At 69.8% G+C, this 17,444-nt stretch carries 16 protein-coding genes; 7 read left to right on the top strand and 9 right to left on the bottom strand.

Features of this window, described 5'->3' with window-relative positions; all coding sequences use genetic code 11:
* The first annotated feature begins 313 nt into the window (after nt 1–313).
* A complete protein-coding gene (locus AC069I_RS40030; RefSeq protein WP_478226158.1) occupies nt 314–712 on the top strand; it encodes a hypothetical protein in 399 nt (132 codons plus the stop codon).
* 2 nt (nt 713–714) lie between these two features.
* Complete coding sequence (locus tag AC069I_RS40025; protein WP_478226157.1) at nt 715–2,067, top strand: DJ-1/PfpI family protein; 1,353 nt, start codon at nt 715–717, stop codon at nt 2,065–2,067.
* A gap of 36 nt (nt 2,068–2,103) precedes the next feature.
* Here AC069I_RS40025 and AC069I_RS40020 read toward each other — a convergent pair whose 3' ends face one another.
* Complete coding sequence (locus AC069I_RS40020) at nt 2,104–2,463, bottom strand: antibiotic biosynthesis monooxygenase family protein (RefSeq protein ID WP_478267705.1); 360 nt, start codon at nt 2,461–2,463, stop codon at nt 2,104–2,106.
* A 50-nt stretch (nt 2,464–2,513) separates the two neighbouring features.
* On the opposite strand from AC069I_RS40020, the gene AC069I_RS40015 reads away from it, so the two are divergent.
* A complete protein-coding gene (locus tag AC069I_RS40015; RefSeq protein WP_478226155.1) occupies nt 2,514–3,362 on the top strand; it encodes a DUF1206 domain-containing protein in 849 nt (282 codons plus the stop codon).
* Between the two features lie 51 nt (nt 3,363–3,413).
* Nucleotides 3,414–4,763 carry a DUF2252 domain-containing protein gene (locus AC069I_RS40010; RefSeq protein ID WP_478267704.1) on the top strand — a complete coding sequence of 450 codons (1,350 nt, stop codon included), beginning with the start codon at nt 3,414–3,416 and terminating at the stop codon, nt 4,761–4,763.
* Between the two features lie 18 nt (nt 4,764–4,781).
* Here the strand turns inward: AC069I_RS40010 and AC069I_RS40005 are convergent, their stop codons facing one another.
* From AC069I_RS40005 to AC069I_RS39995, 3 genes are read right to left on the bottom strand one after another with little or no spacing between them, the layout of a single operon-like run.
* A complete protein-coding gene (locus tag AC069I_RS40005; RefSeq protein WP_478267703.1) occupies nt 4,782–7,352 on the bottom strand; it encodes an FtsX-like permease family protein in 2,571 nt (856 codons plus the stop codon).
* Nucleotides 7,353–7,356: 4 nt separating this feature from the next.
* Complete coding sequence (locus tag AC069I_RS40000; protein ID WP_478226151.1) at nt 7,357–8,097, bottom strand: ABC transporter ATP-binding protein; 741 nt, start codon at nt 8,095–8,097, stop codon at nt 7,357–7,359.
* Between the two features lie 38 nt (nt 8,098–8,135).
* On the bottom strand, nt 8,136–9,608 hold the full coding sequence (locus AC069I_RS39995) for an amidase (protein WP_478267702.1): 1,473 nt from the start codon (nt 9,606–9,608) through the stop codon (nt 8,136–8,138).
* A gap of 160 nt (nt 9,609–9,768) precedes the next feature.
* Between AC069I_RS39995 and AC069I_RS39990 the strand changes: the two genes are divergently transcribed.
* Together AC069I_RS39990 and AC069I_RS39985 are read left to right on the top strand one after the other, a co-directional pair.
* A complete protein-coding gene (locus tag AC069I_RS39990; RefSeq protein ID WP_478267701.1) occupies nt 9,769–11,091 on the top strand; it encodes an MFS transporter in 1,323 nt (440 codons plus the stop codon).
* Nucleotides 11,088–11,651 (top strand): nuclear transport factor 2 family protein, encoded by a 564-nt coding sequence (locus AC069I_RS39985; protein ID WP_478267700.1) that lies wholly within the window; start codon nt 11,088–11,090, stop codon nt 11,649–11,651. The genes AC069I_RS39990 and AC069I_RS39985 overlap by 4 nt, the downstream gene beginning before the upstream one ends.
* A 236-nt stretch (nt 11,652–11,887) precedes the next feature.
* Here the strand turns inward: AC069I_RS39985 and AC069I_RS39980 are convergent, their stop codons facing one another.
* The 5 genes from AC069I_RS39980 to AC069I_RS39960 all read right to left on the bottom strand — a co-directional run bounded on the left by AC069I_RS39980 (nt 11,888) and on the right by AC069I_RS39960 (nt 16,132).
* Complete coding sequence (locus tag AC069I_RS39980) at nt 11,888–12,529, bottom strand: response regulator transcription factor (protein ID WP_478267699.1); 642 nt, start codon at nt 12,527–12,529, stop codon at nt 11,888–11,890.
* Nucleotides 12,530–12,539: 10 nt separating this feature from the next.
* The gene (locus tag AC069I_RS39975; protein ID WP_478267698.1) at nt 12,540–13,793 is read right to left on the bottom strand and encodes an amidase; all 1,254 of its coding nucleotides are present in this window, start codon (nt 13,791–13,793) and stop codon (nt 12,540–12,542) included.
* Nucleotides 13,790–14,050, bottom strand: coding sequence for a hypothetical protein (locus tag AC069I_RS39970; protein ID WP_478233606.1), 261 nt, complete (start codon nt 14,048–14,050; stop codon nt 13,790–13,792). The genes AC069I_RS39975 and AC069I_RS39970 overlap by 4 nt, the downstream gene beginning before the upstream one ends.
* 8 nt (nt 14,051–14,058) lie before the next feature.
* The gene (locus AC069I_RS39965) at nt 14,059–14,574 is read right to left on the bottom strand and encodes a flavin reductase (protein ID WP_340681689.1); all 516 of its coding nucleotides are present in this window, start codon (nt 14,572–14,574) and stop codon (nt 14,059–14,061) included.
* Nucleotides 14,575–14,644: 70 nt separating this feature from the next.
* Entirely contained in the window at nt 14,645–16,132 is a 1,488-nt protein-coding gene (locus tag AC069I_RS39960) for a PAS domain-containing sensor histidine kinase (RefSeq protein WP_478226144.1), read from the bottom strand.
* A gap of 159 nt (nt 16,133–16,291) precedes the next feature.
* On the opposite strand from AC069I_RS39960, the gene AC069I_RS39955 reads away from it, so the two are divergent.
* On the top strand, nt 16,292–17,431 hold the full coding sequence (locus tag AC069I_RS39955; protein WP_478267697.1) for an acyl-CoA dehydrogenase family protein: 1,140 nt from the start codon (nt 16,292–16,294) through the stop codon (nt 17,429–17,431).
* The last annotated feature ends 13 nt before the right edge of the window (nt 17,432–17,444 follow it).

Genomic DNA, 17,444 nt, shown 5'->3' with positions numbered 1-17,444 from the left:
GCCGCTGTGCCTGCTGTGGCCGCTGGTGTACCTGGGACGAGAGCGGCGACCCTGAAGGTCCGTGAAGGCCTCCTTCACTACCCTCAGGGTAGGCATGGAGGCCTTCACGGACACATGATCAGCCCCAGCCAGATCCAGTAGGCACCCAAGACGCTCTTGGCCCTGACCCGAATCGCCACTCACGACAGCCCCCTGCGCCGGCGTTGTGCTCTGGACACCGGTCACATGACCTCGCCCATGACTTCCGGCACCTGCTCCCGTGCCCCGTCTCGGCCGAACATTGCTCCCATCGCATCGACCGAGGGAGCCGGAAATGAACCACACGACTGAACAGAAGACCCGCAAGCAGGCCGTCCTGCACTTCATCCGCCACGCCGTGGAGATGCTGGTCGCGATGGTGGCCGGGATGATCGTCCTGGAGCCGGTCTGGTCGTTCCTGTGGCCGGGCCTTGCCGGGAACGTGACCGTGAACGCGCTGGTGATGGCGACGAACATGTCGATCGGGATGGCGCTGTGGATGCGGATCCGGCGCCACGGCTGGGCTTCGATCGCCGAGATGTCGGCCGCGATGTACCTGCCCTACGTGCTGTTCCTGCCGTTCTTCTGGACCGGCCTGGTCTCGGGTCCGACCCTGATGACGGCAGGGCACGTGCTGATGGTGCCCGCGATGCTCGCCGCCATGATCCGCCGCCGCGCCGAGTACGGGCTCTGACCATGCGACCCTTCGTCCGGATCACGCTTACCGTGCTGGCGTTCACCGTCGCCGCGCTGGCTCTGCCCGTCACACTCGGCGCGGTCACCCTCGGCGCCAGCTTCGAAAACCGCTACACACAGAGAACCGACGGGGTCGCGCCGCGCCCGGCCCACCGGCCGCACGATCCGGCGAAGCCCACCGCGGTGGTCGTCGTGGGGAACGAGGGTGCCGTCGTCTCCGACGCGCTCGCGCCCTACGAGGTCCTGGCGGCGACCGATGCGTTCAACGTCTACACCGTCGCGCCGGAGGTCCGGCCGGTCACCCTGACCGGCGGCCTCGACCTGATCCCCGACCTGGGTTTCGCCGATCTCGACAGGCTGCTTTCGTCCGCCGCGCCGGACGTCGTGGTGGTGCCCGCGCTGCCGGATCTCGGTGAGCCGACCACGCGGCCGGTGACCGACTGGCTGAAGCGTCAGTCGGCGCGGGGCTCGCTGCTCATGAGTGTCTGCAACGGTTCGGGTGTGCTCGCCACGGCCGGGCTCCTCGACAGGAGGAAGGCCACCGCGCACTGGATCCGCATCGGTGGCTTCGAGGACGAATTCCCCGCCGTGGACTGGGTTCGCGGCACGCGCTACGTCGACGACGGGAACATCGTGACCACGGCCGGCATCCTCTCCGGCATCGACGGGGCGCTCCACCTCACCGAGCGCTTCGCCGGCGCCGAAGCCGCGCGGAAGGCCGCGGATGCGGTCGGCTGGACCCACTACTCCCCCGGCCCCAGCCCGCCGATGACGCAGAACGGCTTCGATGCGGCGGACACCGTGGTCGGGTTCAACACGGCGTTCCGCTGGGACAAGCCGATGCTGGGTGTCCTGCTGACGAACGGGATCCGGGAACTGGAACTCGCCGCGGTGTTCGACACCTACGGGCAGTCGCTGGCGGTCGGGACGACGGCGGTCGGCCTCGACGGCACGCCGATCCGGTCCCGGCACGGACTGACCTTCGCGCCGCGTGGCACGCCGGCGACCGCCGACCACGACCGGTTGATCGTGCCCGGCGCCGACGCGGCCGCGAGTCGCGCCGCCGATCGGTACCCCGGGTTCTCGCCGGTGTATCTGCACGCGGCGCCGGGGTTCCCGTTCGACGCCGTACTCGAAGACCTCGTGCGCACCACGGACACCGCGACCACGCGGTGGACGGCCAGAACGCTGGAGTACCGGACCGAGCACCTCACGCTCGACGGCGAAGCGTGGCCGTGGACGGTCACGCTCCGGCCGTTCGGGCTGGCCGTCATCGGCCTGCTCGCGGCCTTCGGGATCCGAGCCCTCTATCGCCGGATCCGGACCACCCGGCGGCAGCCGGGCCCGGAGTGACCCTGTTCTTTTCGGACCGAGGCCTTCGGCCCTGTGTCAGTCACCGACCCGCAGGCCGGGGCCGGTCTCCCGGACGACGCGGTAGCGCGGATTCGCGCTCACCAGCGACTCGACCTCGCCCGGCAGGCCGTCGAGCGCCGCTTGGATGGCCGCGAGCCGTCCGGCGGTGTCCGACGTCTCCTCGAAATGCCGGTAGTCCGCCTCGCTCGCCCAGCTGACGACGTTGACGACCCTCGTCCCGTCCACACTCGCGTGGAAGCGGGCCGAGAGGTACCCAGGGTAGAACCGGACCCAGCGCTCCTGGATCTCCGCGAAGGCCTCCACCAACGCCGCCTGGGTGTCCGGTCCGTCGACCGCGTACTCGATGATCGAGTAGAAGCCCTTGTCCTCACTCATGTTCACTCCTCGAAACAGGTGGTGGACCCGAGCCTTCACCCTCGACCTCGGTGGAGATCAAGAGTGACCTGCCCGACATGTTCCTCCGGCCGGGTCTGGCGGGCGGAGGTCCGCTCGACGAGGATCGTCCGATGCGCGACAGCAAGACGTTCGGCCTGATCGCCCGAGGCGGGCTCGTCTGCTACGCGGTCGTGCACCTGCTCGTCGCGTGGCTCGCGGCACAGGTCGCGCTCGGCGACAAGGCGAAGGCGGACAAGGCGGGCGCACTGCGGATGGTGGTCGCCGAGGGCGGCGCGTGGCTGCTGTGGCTGATCGCGGCTGGTCTCGCCGTCCTGGCGCTGTGGCAGCTCAGCGAAGCGATCACCGGGCACCGGCACGTCAAGGCACGACGGCGGACCGTACGCAGGATCGTCAGCGGGATCGAGGTCGTGCTGTACGGCCTCGTGTCCTACAGCGCGGTGAAGATCGCCGTCGCGGGCGCCGACGACGGGCAGGGCTCACTCGTCGCCGGGATCCTCGCGGAGTCGTACGGACCGGTTCTGGTCACCGCCGCCGGGATCGCCGTGGTCGCGGTGGCCGTGTTCCTCGCCCAGCGTGGTATCCGGAAGACCTTCACTCGGGAACTCGACTTCAGCGGTGCCTCCGAGCCCGCCAGGACCACGACGATCCGGCTCGGGCAGATCGGCTGGATCGCGCTCTCCGCCGCGTACGGCACCATCGGCGTGCTGACGGTCGTCGCGGCGGTCACGTTCGACCCGGCCAAGGCGGGCGGCCTCGACGCCGCGCTGAAGACGCTCTCCGCCCAGCCGTACGGCGGTCCGATGCTCCTCGTGCTCGCGGCGGGGATCGCCGCGTTCGGCGCCTTCGCGCTACTGGACGCGCGTTTCCGGAAGATCTGACCTGCCCGGCGAACCGACCTGTGGCACCGTGAACGACGTCTGGAGGTCGTGATGACAGGTGTGGTCGGGCTGATCCGCGAGCGAGGCGAGGACGATCGTCAGGCGCGGATCGTCGAGGTGCTGGTGGAGGCCTTCGAGGACCTCATGCGCGCGGACGCCGACGCGTTCCGCCGCAAGTTCCGGAAGATGGCCGCCGCCCCCTTCGCGTTCTACCGGGGTTCGGCGTGCCTGTTCTACGCGGACATGGCGCACGAGGACGATCCGTGGGCGAACGCCGAAACCAGCCGTGTGTGGATCCAGGGCGACCTGCACGCCGAGAACTTCGGCAGCTACATGGATTCGTCCGGGACGCTGGTGTTCGACGTCAACGACTTCGACGAGGCCTACCTCGGCTGCTTCACCTGGGACCTCAAACGACTGGCCGCCAGTGTCGCGCTGCTGGCGTGGAGCAAGGCGATCTCGGACGACGACATCGAGACGCTGATCAGCACCTATCTGCGCGCCTACGTTGAACAGGTCCGCGAGTACGCCGAGCGGCCCGGCGACGAACTCGTCCGGCTCCAGCTGGACAGCACCGAGGGCGTCCTCCACCACGTCCTGCTGAGGGCCCGGCTCAAGACACGGATCGACCTGCTCGACGAGCTGACCACTGTGGAGGATTACGACCGCAGGTTCCGGCACGGGCCTGGTGTCCGGGTCCTCGAGAAGGCCGAATACGAGATCGCGGCCAGGGCCTTCGAGTCCTATTTGGACACCATTCCGGAGAACAAGCGGTTCGGCAGCATCACCTACCGGGTCAAGGACATCGTCGGCCGGACCGGATTCGGCATCGGCTCAGCCGGGCTGCCCGCATACAACATCCTCGTCGAAGGCCGGACACAGGCACTGGAGAACGACGTCGTCCTGTCGATGAAACAGGGCAACGTCGCGGCGCCGAGCCGTATCGTGTCCGAACAGAGCATCCGCGGCTACTTCACCAACGAGGGGCACCGTACCGCCGTCTCCCAGCGCGCCTTGCAGGCGCACGCGGATCCCTGGCTGGGCTACACGGAGATCGACGGGACCGGGTTCGTCGTCTCGGAGCTGTCACCTTACGTCGACGACCTGGACTGGTCGGATCTGACCGAACCGTCGGAGATGGGGCCGGTCCTCGACTACCTCGGCCGGGCCACCGCGAAGATGCACTGTGTGTCCGATTCGGACTCCGAGCAGACCCTCGTCGATTTCCAGAGCGAAGCGGCCATCGCCGGGGTCATCGGTGACCGTGAAGACGAATTCGTCCGCTCGCTGACCGAGTTCGCGATGGCCTACGCCGAGCAGTCAAGGGACGACCACCGGTTGTTCGTCGACGCCTTCCGCGGCGGGAAGATCCCCGCCGTCCGGCCCGCCGCTGAGGGCTGACCGGACGACGGGGACGCGCTACTCGCGGAGACCGATCGCCTCGATCGGCTTCGACCGCAGCGCCACGCGGGTGGCCAGGCCGAGCGACAGGACGCCGAGCAGGATCGCCCCGGCGACGACCCCGCCGAAGACGGTGATCGTGCCGGACGGCAGCGGGGTGCCGCGCAGACCGAGGTTCAGCAGTACCAGCGGAACCCCCGCCACCACGGTCCCCAGCAGCGCCGCGACGCCGGCCGTCGTCAGCGCTTCGAAGCGCATCATCCGCACCACCTGGCGTTTCGTCGTGCCGATCAGGCGCAGGAGCGCGAACTCCCGGGAGCGCTGAGCCGTGCTCATCACCAGCGTGTTCGCCACGGAGATCACGACGTAGCCGAGGATCACCCCGACCGCGACCAGGTTCACGTAGAACTGGGCCTGCTGCTGCCCGCCCGCGGGCGCCGCCACCGCCGAACCCGGCGTCACGACCAGTCCCGGGTAGCGGCTCGCGAGAGCTTGCAGCGCGGCGGTCACGGTGGCGGCGTCCGCGTCGGGCTCCTGCCGCACCAGCACCGAGTCGTCCACCCGATCGCCGGTGTGCGCCCTGGCGAGGTCCGCGGGCAGCACGTAACGGCCGAAAGCCTGGTCACGGCTGTAGGTGGCGACCAGCCGCAGCTTGGCCGGAGCGCCGTCACCGAAGTAGAACTCGACCTCGTCGCCGATCTTCTTCTCGTACCAGCCTGCTTCCGATTCGCTCATCGCGACGGTGTTCCCGGTCAAGTCGGTGATCTTGCCCGACACCACGCCCAGCTCCAGGTTCCCGCGGATCTGCGCGCCGTCCAGTCCTTGCGCCGCGTACCGCTCGACGCGCAGGCTGTCCTGTTCCTGCACCGTGTTGATCACCTCGGTGCGGACGACCGGGGTCGCGGCGGCCACCCCGGGGATCCGCCGCGCCGCCTCGGCGACCTCCGGCGAGAGCCCGCCCGTGCTCCCGGCGAGCACGTGGTCGGCGGTGGTCGACTCGACGGTCTCCTCCTGTCGCGCGGCGGCCGCGGAGGTCTGGCTGTAGAACATCGTCAGCGCGAACGAGACGGCCAGCATCACCGGCGTCACCGCGGCGGCGAGGCGGCGCGAGTTGGCCTGGCTGTTCGCCGCGGCCAGGTAGCCGCTGATCCGCGAGGTCCGGTTGAGCACCGGGGCGATCAGCCGCGTCATGACGGCGACGACCTTCGGGCTGACCACGGCCAGCCCGATCACGATGACCAGCGACGAACCACCCGAAGCCGCGAGCCCCGCGTCACCACGGACGAAGATCGGGGCCATCGATCCGCCGAAACCGGCCACCACCAGCGCGCAGCCGATGATGACGCGCACCCGGCCGAGTTCACGCCGCTCCACCGCGGCCTCGCCGAGCGCCTCCACCGGGCGGATCGACGACGGGCGCCGCGAGGCCGACCAGGCGGCCAGGCGTGCCGTGCCGAGACCGAGCGCCAGCGCGGCGACGAGGGGGATCGGGCTGAGCGCCAGTTCGAAGTCGGGCGGGATCACGCCGATGGCCCCGAAGGCGTTCCTCAGCCCGAAACCCACCGCCACCCCGAGGCCACTGCCCAGTACCCCGGCGACCACCGCGACGATCATCGTCTCGGCACCGATGAGCTTGCGGATCTGCTGAGGAGTCGCCGCGATCGCCCGCAGCAACGCGAACTCCCGGCGACGCTGGTTGATGACCAGCGCCAGCGTGCTGGCCACGACGAACACCGCGATGAGGAGGGCGAAGCCACCGAACGAGCCGGCCAGCGCCATCAGCAGCATCCGGGTCTGGCTGACGTCGAGGAACTCGACCGTGCTGCGCTCGACCCCGGTCGTCACCGTCACCTTGTCGGTGCCGACCGCGCCGCGGATCCGGTCGGCTAGGTCCCCCGGCGCGACACCCGGGTCCGCCAGCACACCGATCGCGTGCGCCTGGCCGGGTGTCCCGGCGAGTTCGGCGGCTTTCTCCGGTGAGAAGAACACCGCGGATTGCCGGGTGAGTCCGTCACCCGACTTCGGGGCGGCGATACCGGAAACCCTGAACTCCACCGGCGCCGAACGGACGGCGATCTTCACCCGCTGACCGACCGCCGCTCCGCTCCGCGACGCCAGGTCCGCGTCCAGGACGACCTCGTCGGCGCCCACGGGCGCCTGGCCGTCACGCAGCGAGAACGGCGCCAGCGCCGCGGCGTCCCAGTTGTGGCCCAACGACTGGCCGCCTTCGGGCCCGTTCAGCACCCGGCCGTCGGCCGTCACCACGGTGGCCGGGAAGCTCTGCTCCGCCACCACGCCGCGAACCCCCGGCACCGCGGCGATCGTCCCGGCGAGGCTCACCGGCACCGAAGCCTGCTCGGCGACCTGCTGGGTCTCGAGCGGGCCGGCACCCGGCGGGTCGACCGTCTGCTGACCGCCGACGACGACCGCCGCGTCCGCGTACCGCTGCGTCGGGACACCCGCGCGCAGACCGGATTCCATCAGGATGCCGCAACCGGCGACCAGCGCCGTCCCACAGAGGATCGCGACGAACGCGCCGACGAAACCGCTCAAGCGGGTCTTCGTCGTCTGCCAAGCCAAATCCCACATGACGTCACCACTCCCCGAGGTGGGTCATGCGCTCGGCGACCCGTTCCGGAGTCGGCTCCGGGAGATGGCCCGCCAGCTTGCCGTCGGCGAGGAACAGCACGCCGTGCGCGGCCGAAGCCGCGACCGGATCGTGGGTGACCATCAGCACGGTCTGCCCCATACCGTCCACAATGGAGCGGAGCAGATCGAGGACCTGGCGCGCGGTGCGCGTGTCCAGCGCCCCGGTCGGTTCGTCGGCGAGGACGACCTCGGGCCGGGTGATCAGCGCGCGGGCGATCGCGACCCGCTGCTGCTGGCCGCCGGAGAGTTCCGACGGGCGGTGTTCGAGCCGCTTCGCGATCCCGACTCCCTCGACGATCTCACGCAGCCACTGCGGATCCGGCTTCTTCCCGGCCAGCCGCGTCGGCAGCGTGATGTTCTGCAGGACGTTCAACGACGGCAACAGGTTGTAGGCCTGGAAGATGAACCCGATCCGGGTCCGCCGCAGTTCGGTGAGCGCTTTCTCGCGCAGCCTGTTCAGTTCCGTGTCCCCCAGCAGCACCCGGCCGGAACTCGGCTTGTCCAGCCCTGCCGCGCAGTGCAGGAAGGTGCTCTTGCCCGATCCCGACGGCCCCATCACCGCGGTGAACGTGCCCTTGCGCACCTCGACGGTCACCCCGTTCAAGGCCGTGACCGCGCCGTCGCCGGATCCGTAGACCTTGCTCACGGATTCCAGCGTCAAGGCGCGAGTGCCCCCTGAATTCATTGTTTCCCCTTAACCGGTGGTGATCTCTCCCCTGAAACCTACGGCCGGCGAGGGTCCGGATCGATCCCACGTGAGGGAAGACTCGTGGTAGTGCTGGCACCACCACGCGGCGGCCTGCGAGCGGTGTGACCGTTCGCCTTCTCCAGCGCGTGCGCGATCCCGAGCGCGCGCAGGTCGGCGTGACGTGCGGTGACCACCTGAACCCCGACCGGCAGTCCTTCGCCGGTGAATCCCGCCGGAACGGCGGTCGCCGGGCATTCCGTGGCGGAGATCAGGTAGGCCGCCCGCATCCAGTGCAGGTAGTCGTCCACTTCGGTCCCGCCCACCGTCTTCGGGTACTCCAGTTCGGCATCGAAGGGAAGTGCCTGGCTGGCGGGAAGAACGACGGCGTCCACATCGGAGAAATAGGCGCGGACGCGGTGGAAGAGTTCGGTGCGCAGCCGGATGGCCCTGGCGACGTCCACGCCGGTGAGCGTGCGTCCTTTCGCGACATTCCAGTGGATGGCCTGCTTGACCTTGTCCGGTTCGGCGTCGACGAGGTCACCGACCCCCTGCGCGTAGTTCAGGGCGCGGAAGGTCTGGAAGACCTCCTCGGCTCCGGTCAGGTCGGGACAGCCGGAGACGACTTCGGCACCGAGGCCGCGCAGCACGTCCACCTGGTCTTCCACGATCGCCGCGACCTCGGCGTCGACCGGCACCCGGCCGCCCAGATCCGGTGAGACCGCGATCCGCAGGCCGTCCAGCCGGGTCGGCAATCCGGCGGCGAACACGGTGCCGGAGTCGGGCAACGACAGCGGCGCGCGCTCGTCCGGGCCCGCCTGCACGGACAGCAGCAGGGCCGCGTCGGCGACCGTACGCCCCATCGGACCTTGGACGCCGAAGGTGAACCAGGCGTCTTTCGCCGGCCACGCCGGGACTCGGCCCGGACTCGGGCGGTGGCCGACGACATTGCAGAACGAGGCCGGATTCCGCAGCGATCCACCCATGTCGCTGCCGTCGGCCAGCGACGTCAGCCCCGCCGCGAGCGCGGCCGCGGCACCTCCGCTCGAACCGCCCGCGGAGCGGTCTGGCGCGTAGGGGTTGCGGGTCAGGCCGAACACCGGGTTGAAGGTGTGCGAACCCGCGCCGAACTCGGGAACGTTCGTCTTCCCGAAGACGATCGCCCCGGCCGCCCGCATCCGGGAGACGACGAGTTCGTCCGCGTCGGGAAAGTTGTCCTCGAACGCGGGCGAGCCGAAGGTGGTGCGCATCCCGGCGGTCGCGTGGAGATCCTTCACCGCGAGCGGAAGCCCGTGCAGGGGCCCGATCGAGCGCCCGGCCGCCTGCGCTTCGTCGGCCGCCGCGGCGGCGGCCCGCGCCTTGTCCTCGTCGATGCTGACGACGGCGTTCAGGACCGGGTTCAACTCCGCGACGCGATCGAGTGTGGCGTCGAGCAGTTCCCTCGCCGACAACTCGCCGGAGGCGAGCATCCTGGCCTGCGTGGTGGCGGGCTGATCGTTGATCGCGCTCACGCGCGGACCTCCTCGATATCGGTGACTCGGTAGGGAAAACCTTCAGTCCGGCAGCGGGTTCCTCCACTAGGCGGGGCACCTGGAGCTTCCTACGTTGGGACGAACGTTGCCGGGGAGGGGCGCAACGTCGACCGTCCCGTCACCGTTCAAGGAAGAGCGCATGACAGCATCCACCGCTCCATCCAAGACCACCTCGGCCCAGACCCGCAGGCTCGCGATCGGCGCGGGCGCCGGAACATCGCTGGAGTTCTTCGACTTCTCGATCTACACGGTCGCCTCCGCGCTGGTCTTCCCCAAGGTGTTCTTCTCCGGCGACACCGATCCCTGGTTCGCCTCGTTCATGAGCCTGGCGACCTACACGATCGGCTACGTCGTCGCGCCGCTCGGCGCGATCGTGATGGGCTGGGTGGGCGACCGCTACGGCCGCCGCCGCGCCATGCTCATCACCTTCTACCTCATGGGCGCGGCCACCGTCCTGATGGGACTGCTGCCCGGCTACGCCACGATCGGTGTGGCCGCGCCGTTGCTGCTCGTCCTGTTGCGCCTGGTGCACGGCTTCTCGCGCGGCGGCGAACTGGGCGGGGCGTCGGTACTCGCCGTGGAGCACGCGCCGCCGTCGCGGCGGGCGGCGTTCGGCGCGTTCGTCGCACTCGGGTCGCCGCTGGGTGCGCTGCTGGCGAACCTCGCGTTCGTGCTGATCTTCTCCTTGCCGCAAGGGGTCATCACCAGCTGGGGCTGGCGTATCCCGTTCATCGCGGGCGCGGTCGTCCTGGCCATCGGTGTCTGGGCGCGGCGTGCCCTCGAGGAATCGCCTGTGTTCCACGAGCTCGCGGCCAGCAAACTGGACAAGAAGATCGTCAAACTGCCGATCTGGAACGTCATCCGGGACAACTGGGGCAAGCTGCTGCTCGCGGCAGGCGCGAACACCGGTCTCAACGGTGTCATGTTCGTCCTGGCCGGATTCATGCTCTCCTATGCCGCCGGTCCGGCGCCGAAGGGCCTCGGCCTGGACATCCAGGACGTGCTGTGGTGCACGTTGCCCGGCCTCGCGCTCCACGCGGTCACGGTCGTGATCGGCGCACGGCTCTCCGACAAACTGGGCCGCAAACCGGTGATGCTCGCCTCGGCCGTCGCGGTCCTGGCCTACATGTTCCTGCTGTTCCCGATCGCGGAGATCGGCACGCTGACCGCATGGGCGCTCGCCATCGCCTTCGGTTTCGCCCTCACCGGGTTCCTGTTCGGCCCGCTGATCACCTACCTGACCGAGCTGTTCACACCCGAGCAACGGCAGTCCGGCGCCGGGCTGGCCTACCAGCTCGGCGCGGTGCTCGGCGGTGGCCTCGCGCCATCGATGGCGAACCGGCTCATCGAATGGACCGGCTCCTCGACGTCGGTCGGCCATTACCTCGCGGGCGGGATGGCGCTGACCGTCGTCTGCCTGCTGGCCCTTCCCGAAACCGCGCCAGCGAGGACCCACCGATGAACGACGAACTCGCCGAACTGCGTCACCGCGTCGAGGTACTGGAGGCCGAGGCCGAGATCCGCCGCATCCAGGCCCGCTACATGTTCCTCTGCGACACCCCGTGCCCGGAGTACGGCGTCACCGGCGACGACCACCGCATCGAGCTGATCCTCGAGCTGTACGCCGAGGACGCCGTCTGGGAGGGCGTCGGCGAGCACTACGACGGGCAGTTCGGGCGCGCGGTGGGCAAGGACCGGATCCGGGCGCATTTCGAACGGTTCTGGGGCGAGAAGCGGGATCCGGCGCTGGTCCTCAACGCCCACTACCTGACGTCGGAGCAGATCCACGTCGACAGCGACCGGGCCGAGGGGCAATGGATCCATGTCCAGCCGTGGCTGTACGCCGACGGCACCGGCCTGCTGCGATCCAGCAGGCTCAACAACGCGTTCCGGCGCCGAGACGGCCACTGGCTCATCACCCGCACGCGGACCGAGAACGTCTTCATCGCCCCGCTGCCCGGCGGTTTCGCGTCGGACTTCCCGGCGGCGTCGGTCCTGATGGCGCCGGGCACCGGACAGTGAGAGGGACCTCGTGAGTGGTTAGGACGGTTAGAGCCAACGGTGTCTTGCGTACCTACCGGAGGTGGCTGCCGGTCGGTCGCGGGTCCGTGAAGGCCTCCTTGCCTACGCTCAAGGTAGGGAAGGAGGCCTTCACGGACACCAGAACGCCGGCAACGGCACGTTAAGGCTGGCCCAGGTCCCTCGTGAGTGGTAAGGACGGTTAGAACCGTCCTTACCACTCACGAGACCACCTGCACCTACACGGTGACCTGGTGCTGCAGGACGTCCCGCACCAGAGTGCCGAGGCTGTCCGACTCGGTCTTGGCCTTGATCCGGGCCCGGTGCACATCGACGGTCTTCACGCTGGTGCCCAGCCGGCGCGCGATCAGCTGGCTGGGCAGGCCGTCGATCACCAGCCGGAGCACCTCCCGCTCGCGCGGGGTCAGGGTCGCGATCCGCTCGGCGACGGCTTTGCGGCAGGCGGCCGCCGAGAACCGTTCCGCCGCGACCACCAGCTGCGCCTGGACGACCTCCAGCATCCGCTGCGGTTCGTACGGTTTCTCGAGGAAGTCGACGGCGCCCAGCCGGAGCGCCCGTACCGACATCGGGATGTCACCGTGCGCGGAGCAGAAGATCACCGGCGCAGGGAATTCGCGCGCGACGAGCTTCTCCTGCAGCTGCAGACCGCTGAGCCCCGGCATCCGGACATCGATGATCAGCACGCTCGGCTCGTCGGGGTCGAACTCCTCCAGGAACGTCGGCCCGTCCGGGTAGACGAGCGCCTGGATGCCGACGCTCTCCAGCAGGAACACCAGGGATTGGCGGATGGCCTCGTCGTCGTCGACGATGTAGACCACCGGCGACGTCTCGCCGCCGGATGCGGAATCGGTGGTGACCATGGAGAGCTCCTTACCATGAATCCCCGGCGAGCACCCGCTCCGCCCAGCAGGCGTGCCCGAGCAGTTCGGCTTCCCCGCCGCGACGCCCGACGAGCTGAAGGCCGAGCGGCAGACCCGCCGGGTCGGTGAACCCTGGCAGAGTGATCACGGGCAGGCCGAGCGCCTGCCAGCCCCGGCTCAGCACGGGATTTCCCGTCACCTCCAGTCCGCGCGGCGCCGCGCCGGGCGCGGCCGGGCCGAGCACGACGTCGTAGGAGCCGAACACCTCCGCGAGCCGGACCACACCGTCGGCGATGGTCGCGCGGGCGCTTTCGTACTCGTCGGACGAAGTCGCGGCGCCGGTCCGGAGCAGCTGCGCCAAGGGAGCGCTCAACCGCTCGGCCACGGCGAGCTCGGGGGCCCTTTCACGGGCCGCCTCGTAGGCCATCACCACCGGATGCGCATCGGTGAGGTCGGCCATCAGCCGTTCGTCCCGGAACGGCTCGACGGTCGCCCCTGCCTCCCGCAGGCGCCGCGCCGCTTGTGTCACGGCGTGCCGCATCGGCGATTCGACGACGTCGAGCGCGTCCGCGGACCACACCAGGATCCGCGGCGGCCTCGACTCCCGGGCGGGATCTGCGTCGCCGGTCAGCGCGGACCAGGCGATCGCGAGGTCGGAGACCGTGGCCGCGAAGACGCCGTGGCTGTCCAGGCTGGGGCTCAGCCCCGTCACCCCGGTGACCGGATACCGGCCATGGCTCATGACCAGCGACGCGACCCCGCAGTACGACGCCGGACGAGTGACCGATCCGGCGGTCTGCGAGCCCAGCGCCAGCGGAACCTGCCCGGACGCGACTGCGGCGGCCGATCCGCTCGACGAGCCGCCCGGGGTACGACCGGGAGCCGCGGGATTGCGGGTCGGGCCGGGAGCGAAGAACGCGAACTCGGTGGTGACCGTTTTCCCGAGCGGCACGGCGCCGGCCGCGCGCCACGCGGTCACGATCGCCGCGTCCGAGGTCGCCGGAGCGGCCGCCGCGCGCAACGCCGAACCGCAGCGGGTGGGCACGCCCGCCAGATCGATGATGTCCTTGACCCCGAGCGGCACGCCGCCGAGCGGCCCACCCACGCCCGGAAGGAAGGCCGTCCGTTCGACCCAGGCGTGCAGATCCGCTTCCGTCTCGGCGATCCGGGCCAATGCCCGCTTCGACGCCGCTTCCGGAGTGGTTCGTCCCTGCCGCAGATCCCGGGCGAGTTCCCGCAGCGGCCACGGGCGCGCGAGCCTCACTGCTCCTCCCACGCGGCATCCGCTTCCCAATAGTCGACCCCGCCGGCGCTCACCCCGTGCCGCCACTCCGAAGTACGCCTCAGCAGGGGCTCGACCCGCGCGGTCACCTCGTCGGCGGCGTCGGGACCGTCGGCAGGGACCTGCCAGTGGACCCAGTCCAGCTCACGGCCCTCGGCGTCGTGCACGAACAGGTCCACATGGCGCCAGCCGTATCCGTGGTTGTCGTTGTAACACATCAAAATGGTGCGCTCGCTCATCCGGCTCCTCACGCGTTCGCGCCGGTCGGCGCGATCCGGTGGAATTCGCGCCGGAAGTAGGCGAGACCCCCGGCGTCCTCGTTGACGAAGACGTCCTCGACCTCGACGAAGAGCACGGTGTGCGTGCCCTGGGTGAACTCGGCGCCGACCCCGCCGATGAGGACGGCGGCCGCGTCGCGGACGACGGGGATGCGGAACCGGTCGTGATCCCAGACCTCGAACCGGAACCGGTCGAGCATCGGCACGTCCGTCGCACCGGCGAACTGCAGGGCGAGGTCCTTGTGCTGGGGCGCCAGGACGTTGATGGCCATCCGCCCGTTCGTCCGGAAGATGTCGTGCGTGTAGCTCGACTGGTTGACGCAGACCAGCAGGGTCGGCGGCGTGTCGGTGACCGAGCAGACCGCGCTCACCGTGATGCCGGCGCGGCCGCTGACGCCGTCGGTGGTGACGATGTTGACAGCCGTCGAAAGGTTCGCCATCGCCGCGCGGAACCGTCGCTGGGTCGTGGTCAGCTCATCGGGCATACCTCGACGCTAGAGCCGTTGCCGAAACCGGCGATATCCCGAGTTCCACCGCGCCGCCTGAGGATTTCCCTTACGTGTCCAGAGGCAGGGCGAACCCGAACCGGGAGCCCCCGCCTTCGCGCCGCTCGGCCCAGATGCTTCCGTGCTGCCGGGTGATGATGCGGTGGCTCAGCGCCAGCCCGATACCGCTGCCGCCGGGTTTGCTGGTGAACGACTCGGCGAAGGGGTCCCTGGCGATACCGCGGCCGTGATCGTCGACGGTGAGGACGCCGACGCCCTCCTTGGCGCGGGTGCCCACCGTGATCCGCCGCTGCACGGGTTCGCATTCGGTGGTCTCGTCGATCGCGTTGAGGCAGAGGTTCATCACCACCTGCCCGGTGAGGACCCGTTCGCACCGCACCGGCACCGGCGACGGATCGAGCCGGACCTGGACGTCCACGGCGTGCGGCGCGGCGCTCAGCTCGATGAAGTACAGGCACTCCCGGACGATCTCGTTCAGGTCGACCACCTGCTCGACCTGTTCCAGATGCCCGACGAAGGAGCGCAGTGAACCGACGATCTCCTTCGCCCGGTCGATCTGGCGGGCGACGCTGTCCAGGCCGTAGCCCATCTGCTCACGGACCTCACCACCGTCCGCCATCGTGGCGGCACGCGCCCGGATGCCCGCGATGAAGTTCGCGGCGGCGGCCAGCGGCTGGCCGAGTTCGTGCGCGATCGCCATCGCCATGTCCCCCATGGCGTTGTAGCGCGCCAGGTAGTTCTCGTGCCGCAGTTCCAGTTCTCGCCGCGCTTCGCCGCGCACCCGCTCGGAGACGTCGTGCAGGATCATCAGATACGCGTCGACCTCGGACTCCGACAGCCGTTCCAGGCTCCCTTCCAGCCAGGTCGCGTTCTCCCCCGGCAACTCCAGCTGCACCGGCCCGACCGGATCGGCGCCGGCCACCACCTCGGTCCAGCGCACCGGCCTGCCGCCCAGGTACAGCCGCGCGTACGCGGTCAGCGGCTCACCGGCCAGCCGGTCGTCGTCGCCGGTCAGGCCGAGGAAGGTCAGCGCGCTGTCCGTGGCGAACCGCACCGCTCCGGCGGCGTCGAGCATGAACGCCACGGTCGAGGTGTGCCGCGCCAGCGCGTCGACGTACGACGTCGTCAGCTTCAGCTCCCGTTCGACCTCCTCCGCGCGCTGGATGTCGCGGAACTGGACCATCACCGCGGGTCCCCGCTCCAGCTCGACCCGGATGGCCACCGCGTCCGTGGGGATGACGCGGCCGGACTTGCTCCGGTAGTGCCACACGATGCGGCTCGAACCGTGTTCCACCGCCGCCTGGAGCCACGCCCGTCCGATCACCCGGTCGTACTGCTGGGCGGAGCTGCTCATGTGGTTGGCCTTGAGCGGGCGCAGCTCCGAAAGGCTGAACTCGAGCATCTCGCACGCGGCGGGATTGGCCCACAGGATGTTCTTGGTCGCCGCGTCGTGGACGAGCACGCACACCTTCGAGGCGTTCATCATCGCCACGAAGTCGCCGGTGGCCAGCTCGGGCGCGATCGGATCGACCTGCACCGCCTCAGCATAGGAGTTCGCCGCCGGGCGGCCCGGTAAGGATTTCCCCTACCCCTCTGCGTGGGAATCCCTCGCCGACGGCAGGCAATGACCAATGGCCACGCGCGGCGGTGATCCCTAGCGTCGGAGACATCTTCCCTACGACGCGAGGAGCGCCCGATGGCCCAGATCCAGGAGAGCCCGGCCGTGACACTCGACGATGTCCTGGCCGACCTCCTCGAGCGCCGTCAGGAGTTCCGGGACCAGAGGTACGTCTCCCGCGACTTCGTCGACCGGCTCAAGGCAGCAGGCGTCTACCGTTCCGCGACCCCCGAACGGTTCGGCGGCAGGCCCCTGCCCCCGGCCGAATTCCTCCGGATCGTGGAGCGGATCTCCGTCGTCGACGGATCCACCGGCTGGGTGGCCAGTTTCGGTTCCGCGCTGGTCTATCTCGCGGCGCTGCCCGTCGAGACGCAGGCCGAGCTGTACGCCGACGGTCCGGATGTGTGCTTCGCCGGCGGCCTCTTCCCTGTGCAGCGGGCCGAACCCACCGCCTCCGGCTTCCTGGTCGACGGTCGCTGGAAGTTCGCGAGCGGCTGCATGGGCGCCGACGTCCTGGGCGTCGGGATCCCCGGAGACGACACGACCGCCGGAAAGCCGCGCACCGCGCTGCTGCGGCCCGAGCAGGTCGAGATCATCCAGGAGTGGGACGTCGTCGGGATGAAGGGCACCGGTTCCTTCGACCTGGTCGTCGACAAGGTCGAGGTCCCGCGCGAATGGACGTTCATCCGCGGCGGTGAACCCACCATCGACGAGCCGCTGTACCGCTACCCCACCCTCGCCTACGCCTCCCAGGTCCTGGCGGTCGTCGGCGCGGGTATCGCCCGCGCGGCGCTCGACTTCGCGACCGAGGTCGGCAGTGGCCGTTCGGGCGTCACGGGCGCGCCGAAACTCGCCGACCGCGCCTACTACCGGACGGGCCTGGCCGAAGCCGAGGCGACGATGCGTTCGGCGCGGGCGTACTTCTACGAGGTCACCGACGAAGCGTGGCAGACCGTGCTGGACGGCGATCCCGTGGCGCCGCACCAGAACGCCCATCTCCGGCTGGCCTCGACCCATCTCGCGAAGACCGCCGCCGAGACCGTCAACCGGGTCATCGGCCTGTCCGGGACCGGCGCCATCGCCAACGACCACCCGCTGCAATGGCTGCTCGGCGACGCCCTCGTCCCCCAGCAGCACGCCTTCCTGGGGCCGGCCATGTACGACGCCGCGGGTGCCGTGCTGATGGGCCATCCGCCCACCGTTCCCGGCTTCCAGTGACCCACCACCGACC

This window comes from Amycolatopsis sp. NPDC043885, assembly GCF_056435685.1.
The sequence above is the reverse complement of the archived record's forward strand: the minus strand, read 5'-3'. Positions and strand labels throughout refer to the sequence as shown.

Bases quoted from the DNA above. Each gene is read 5' to 3' on its own strand.
- AC069I_RS39955 (WP_478267697.1), top strand. From the start codon at position 16,292: ATGGCCCAGATCCAGGAGAGCCCGGCCGTGACACTCGACGATGTCCTG.
- AC069I_RS40010 (WP_478267704.1), top strand. From the start codon at position 3,414: ATGACAGGTGTGGTCGGGCTGATCCGCGAGCGAGGCGAGGACGATCGT.
- AC069I_RS39965 (WP_340681689.1), bottom strand. From the start codon at position 14,574: ATGCCCGATGAGCTGACCACGACCCAGCGACGGTTCCGCGCGGCGATG.
- AC069I_RS40020 (WP_478267705.1), bottom strand. From the start codon at position 2,463: ATGAGTGAGGACAAGGGCTTCTACTCGATCATCGAGTACGCGGTCGAC.
- AC069I_RS39980 (WP_478267699.1), bottom strand. From the start codon at position 12,529: ATGGTCACCACCGATTCCGCATCCGGCGGCGAGACGTCGCCGGTGGTC.
- AC069I_RS39970 (WP_478233606.1), bottom strand. From the start codon at position 14,050: ATGAGCGAGCGCACCATTTTGATGTGTTACAACGACAACCACGGATAC.
- AC069I_RS39990 (WP_478267701.1), top strand. From the start codon at position 9,769: ATGACAGCATCCACCGCTCCATCCAAGACCACCTCGGCCCAGACCCGC.
- AC069I_RS39985 (WP_478267700.1), top strand. From the start codon at position 11,088: ATGAACGACGAACTCGCCGAACTGCGTCACCGCGTCGAGGTACTGGAG.
- AC069I_RS40000 (WP_478226151.1), bottom strand. From the start codon at position 8,097: ATGAATTCAGGGGGCACTCGCGCCTTGACGCTGGAATCCGTGAGCAAG.
- AC069I_RS40030 (WP_478226158.1), top strand. From the start codon at position 314: ATGAACCACACGACTGAACAGAAGACCCGCAAGCAGGCCGTCCTGCAC.
- AC069I_RS40025 (WP_478226157.1), top strand. From the start codon at position 715: ATGCGACCCTTCGTCCGGATCACGCTTACCGTGCTGGCGTTCACCGTC.
- AC069I_RS40005 (WP_478267703.1), bottom strand. From the start codon at position 7,352: ATGTGGGATTTGGCTTGGCAGACGACGAAGACCCGCTTGAGCGGTTTC.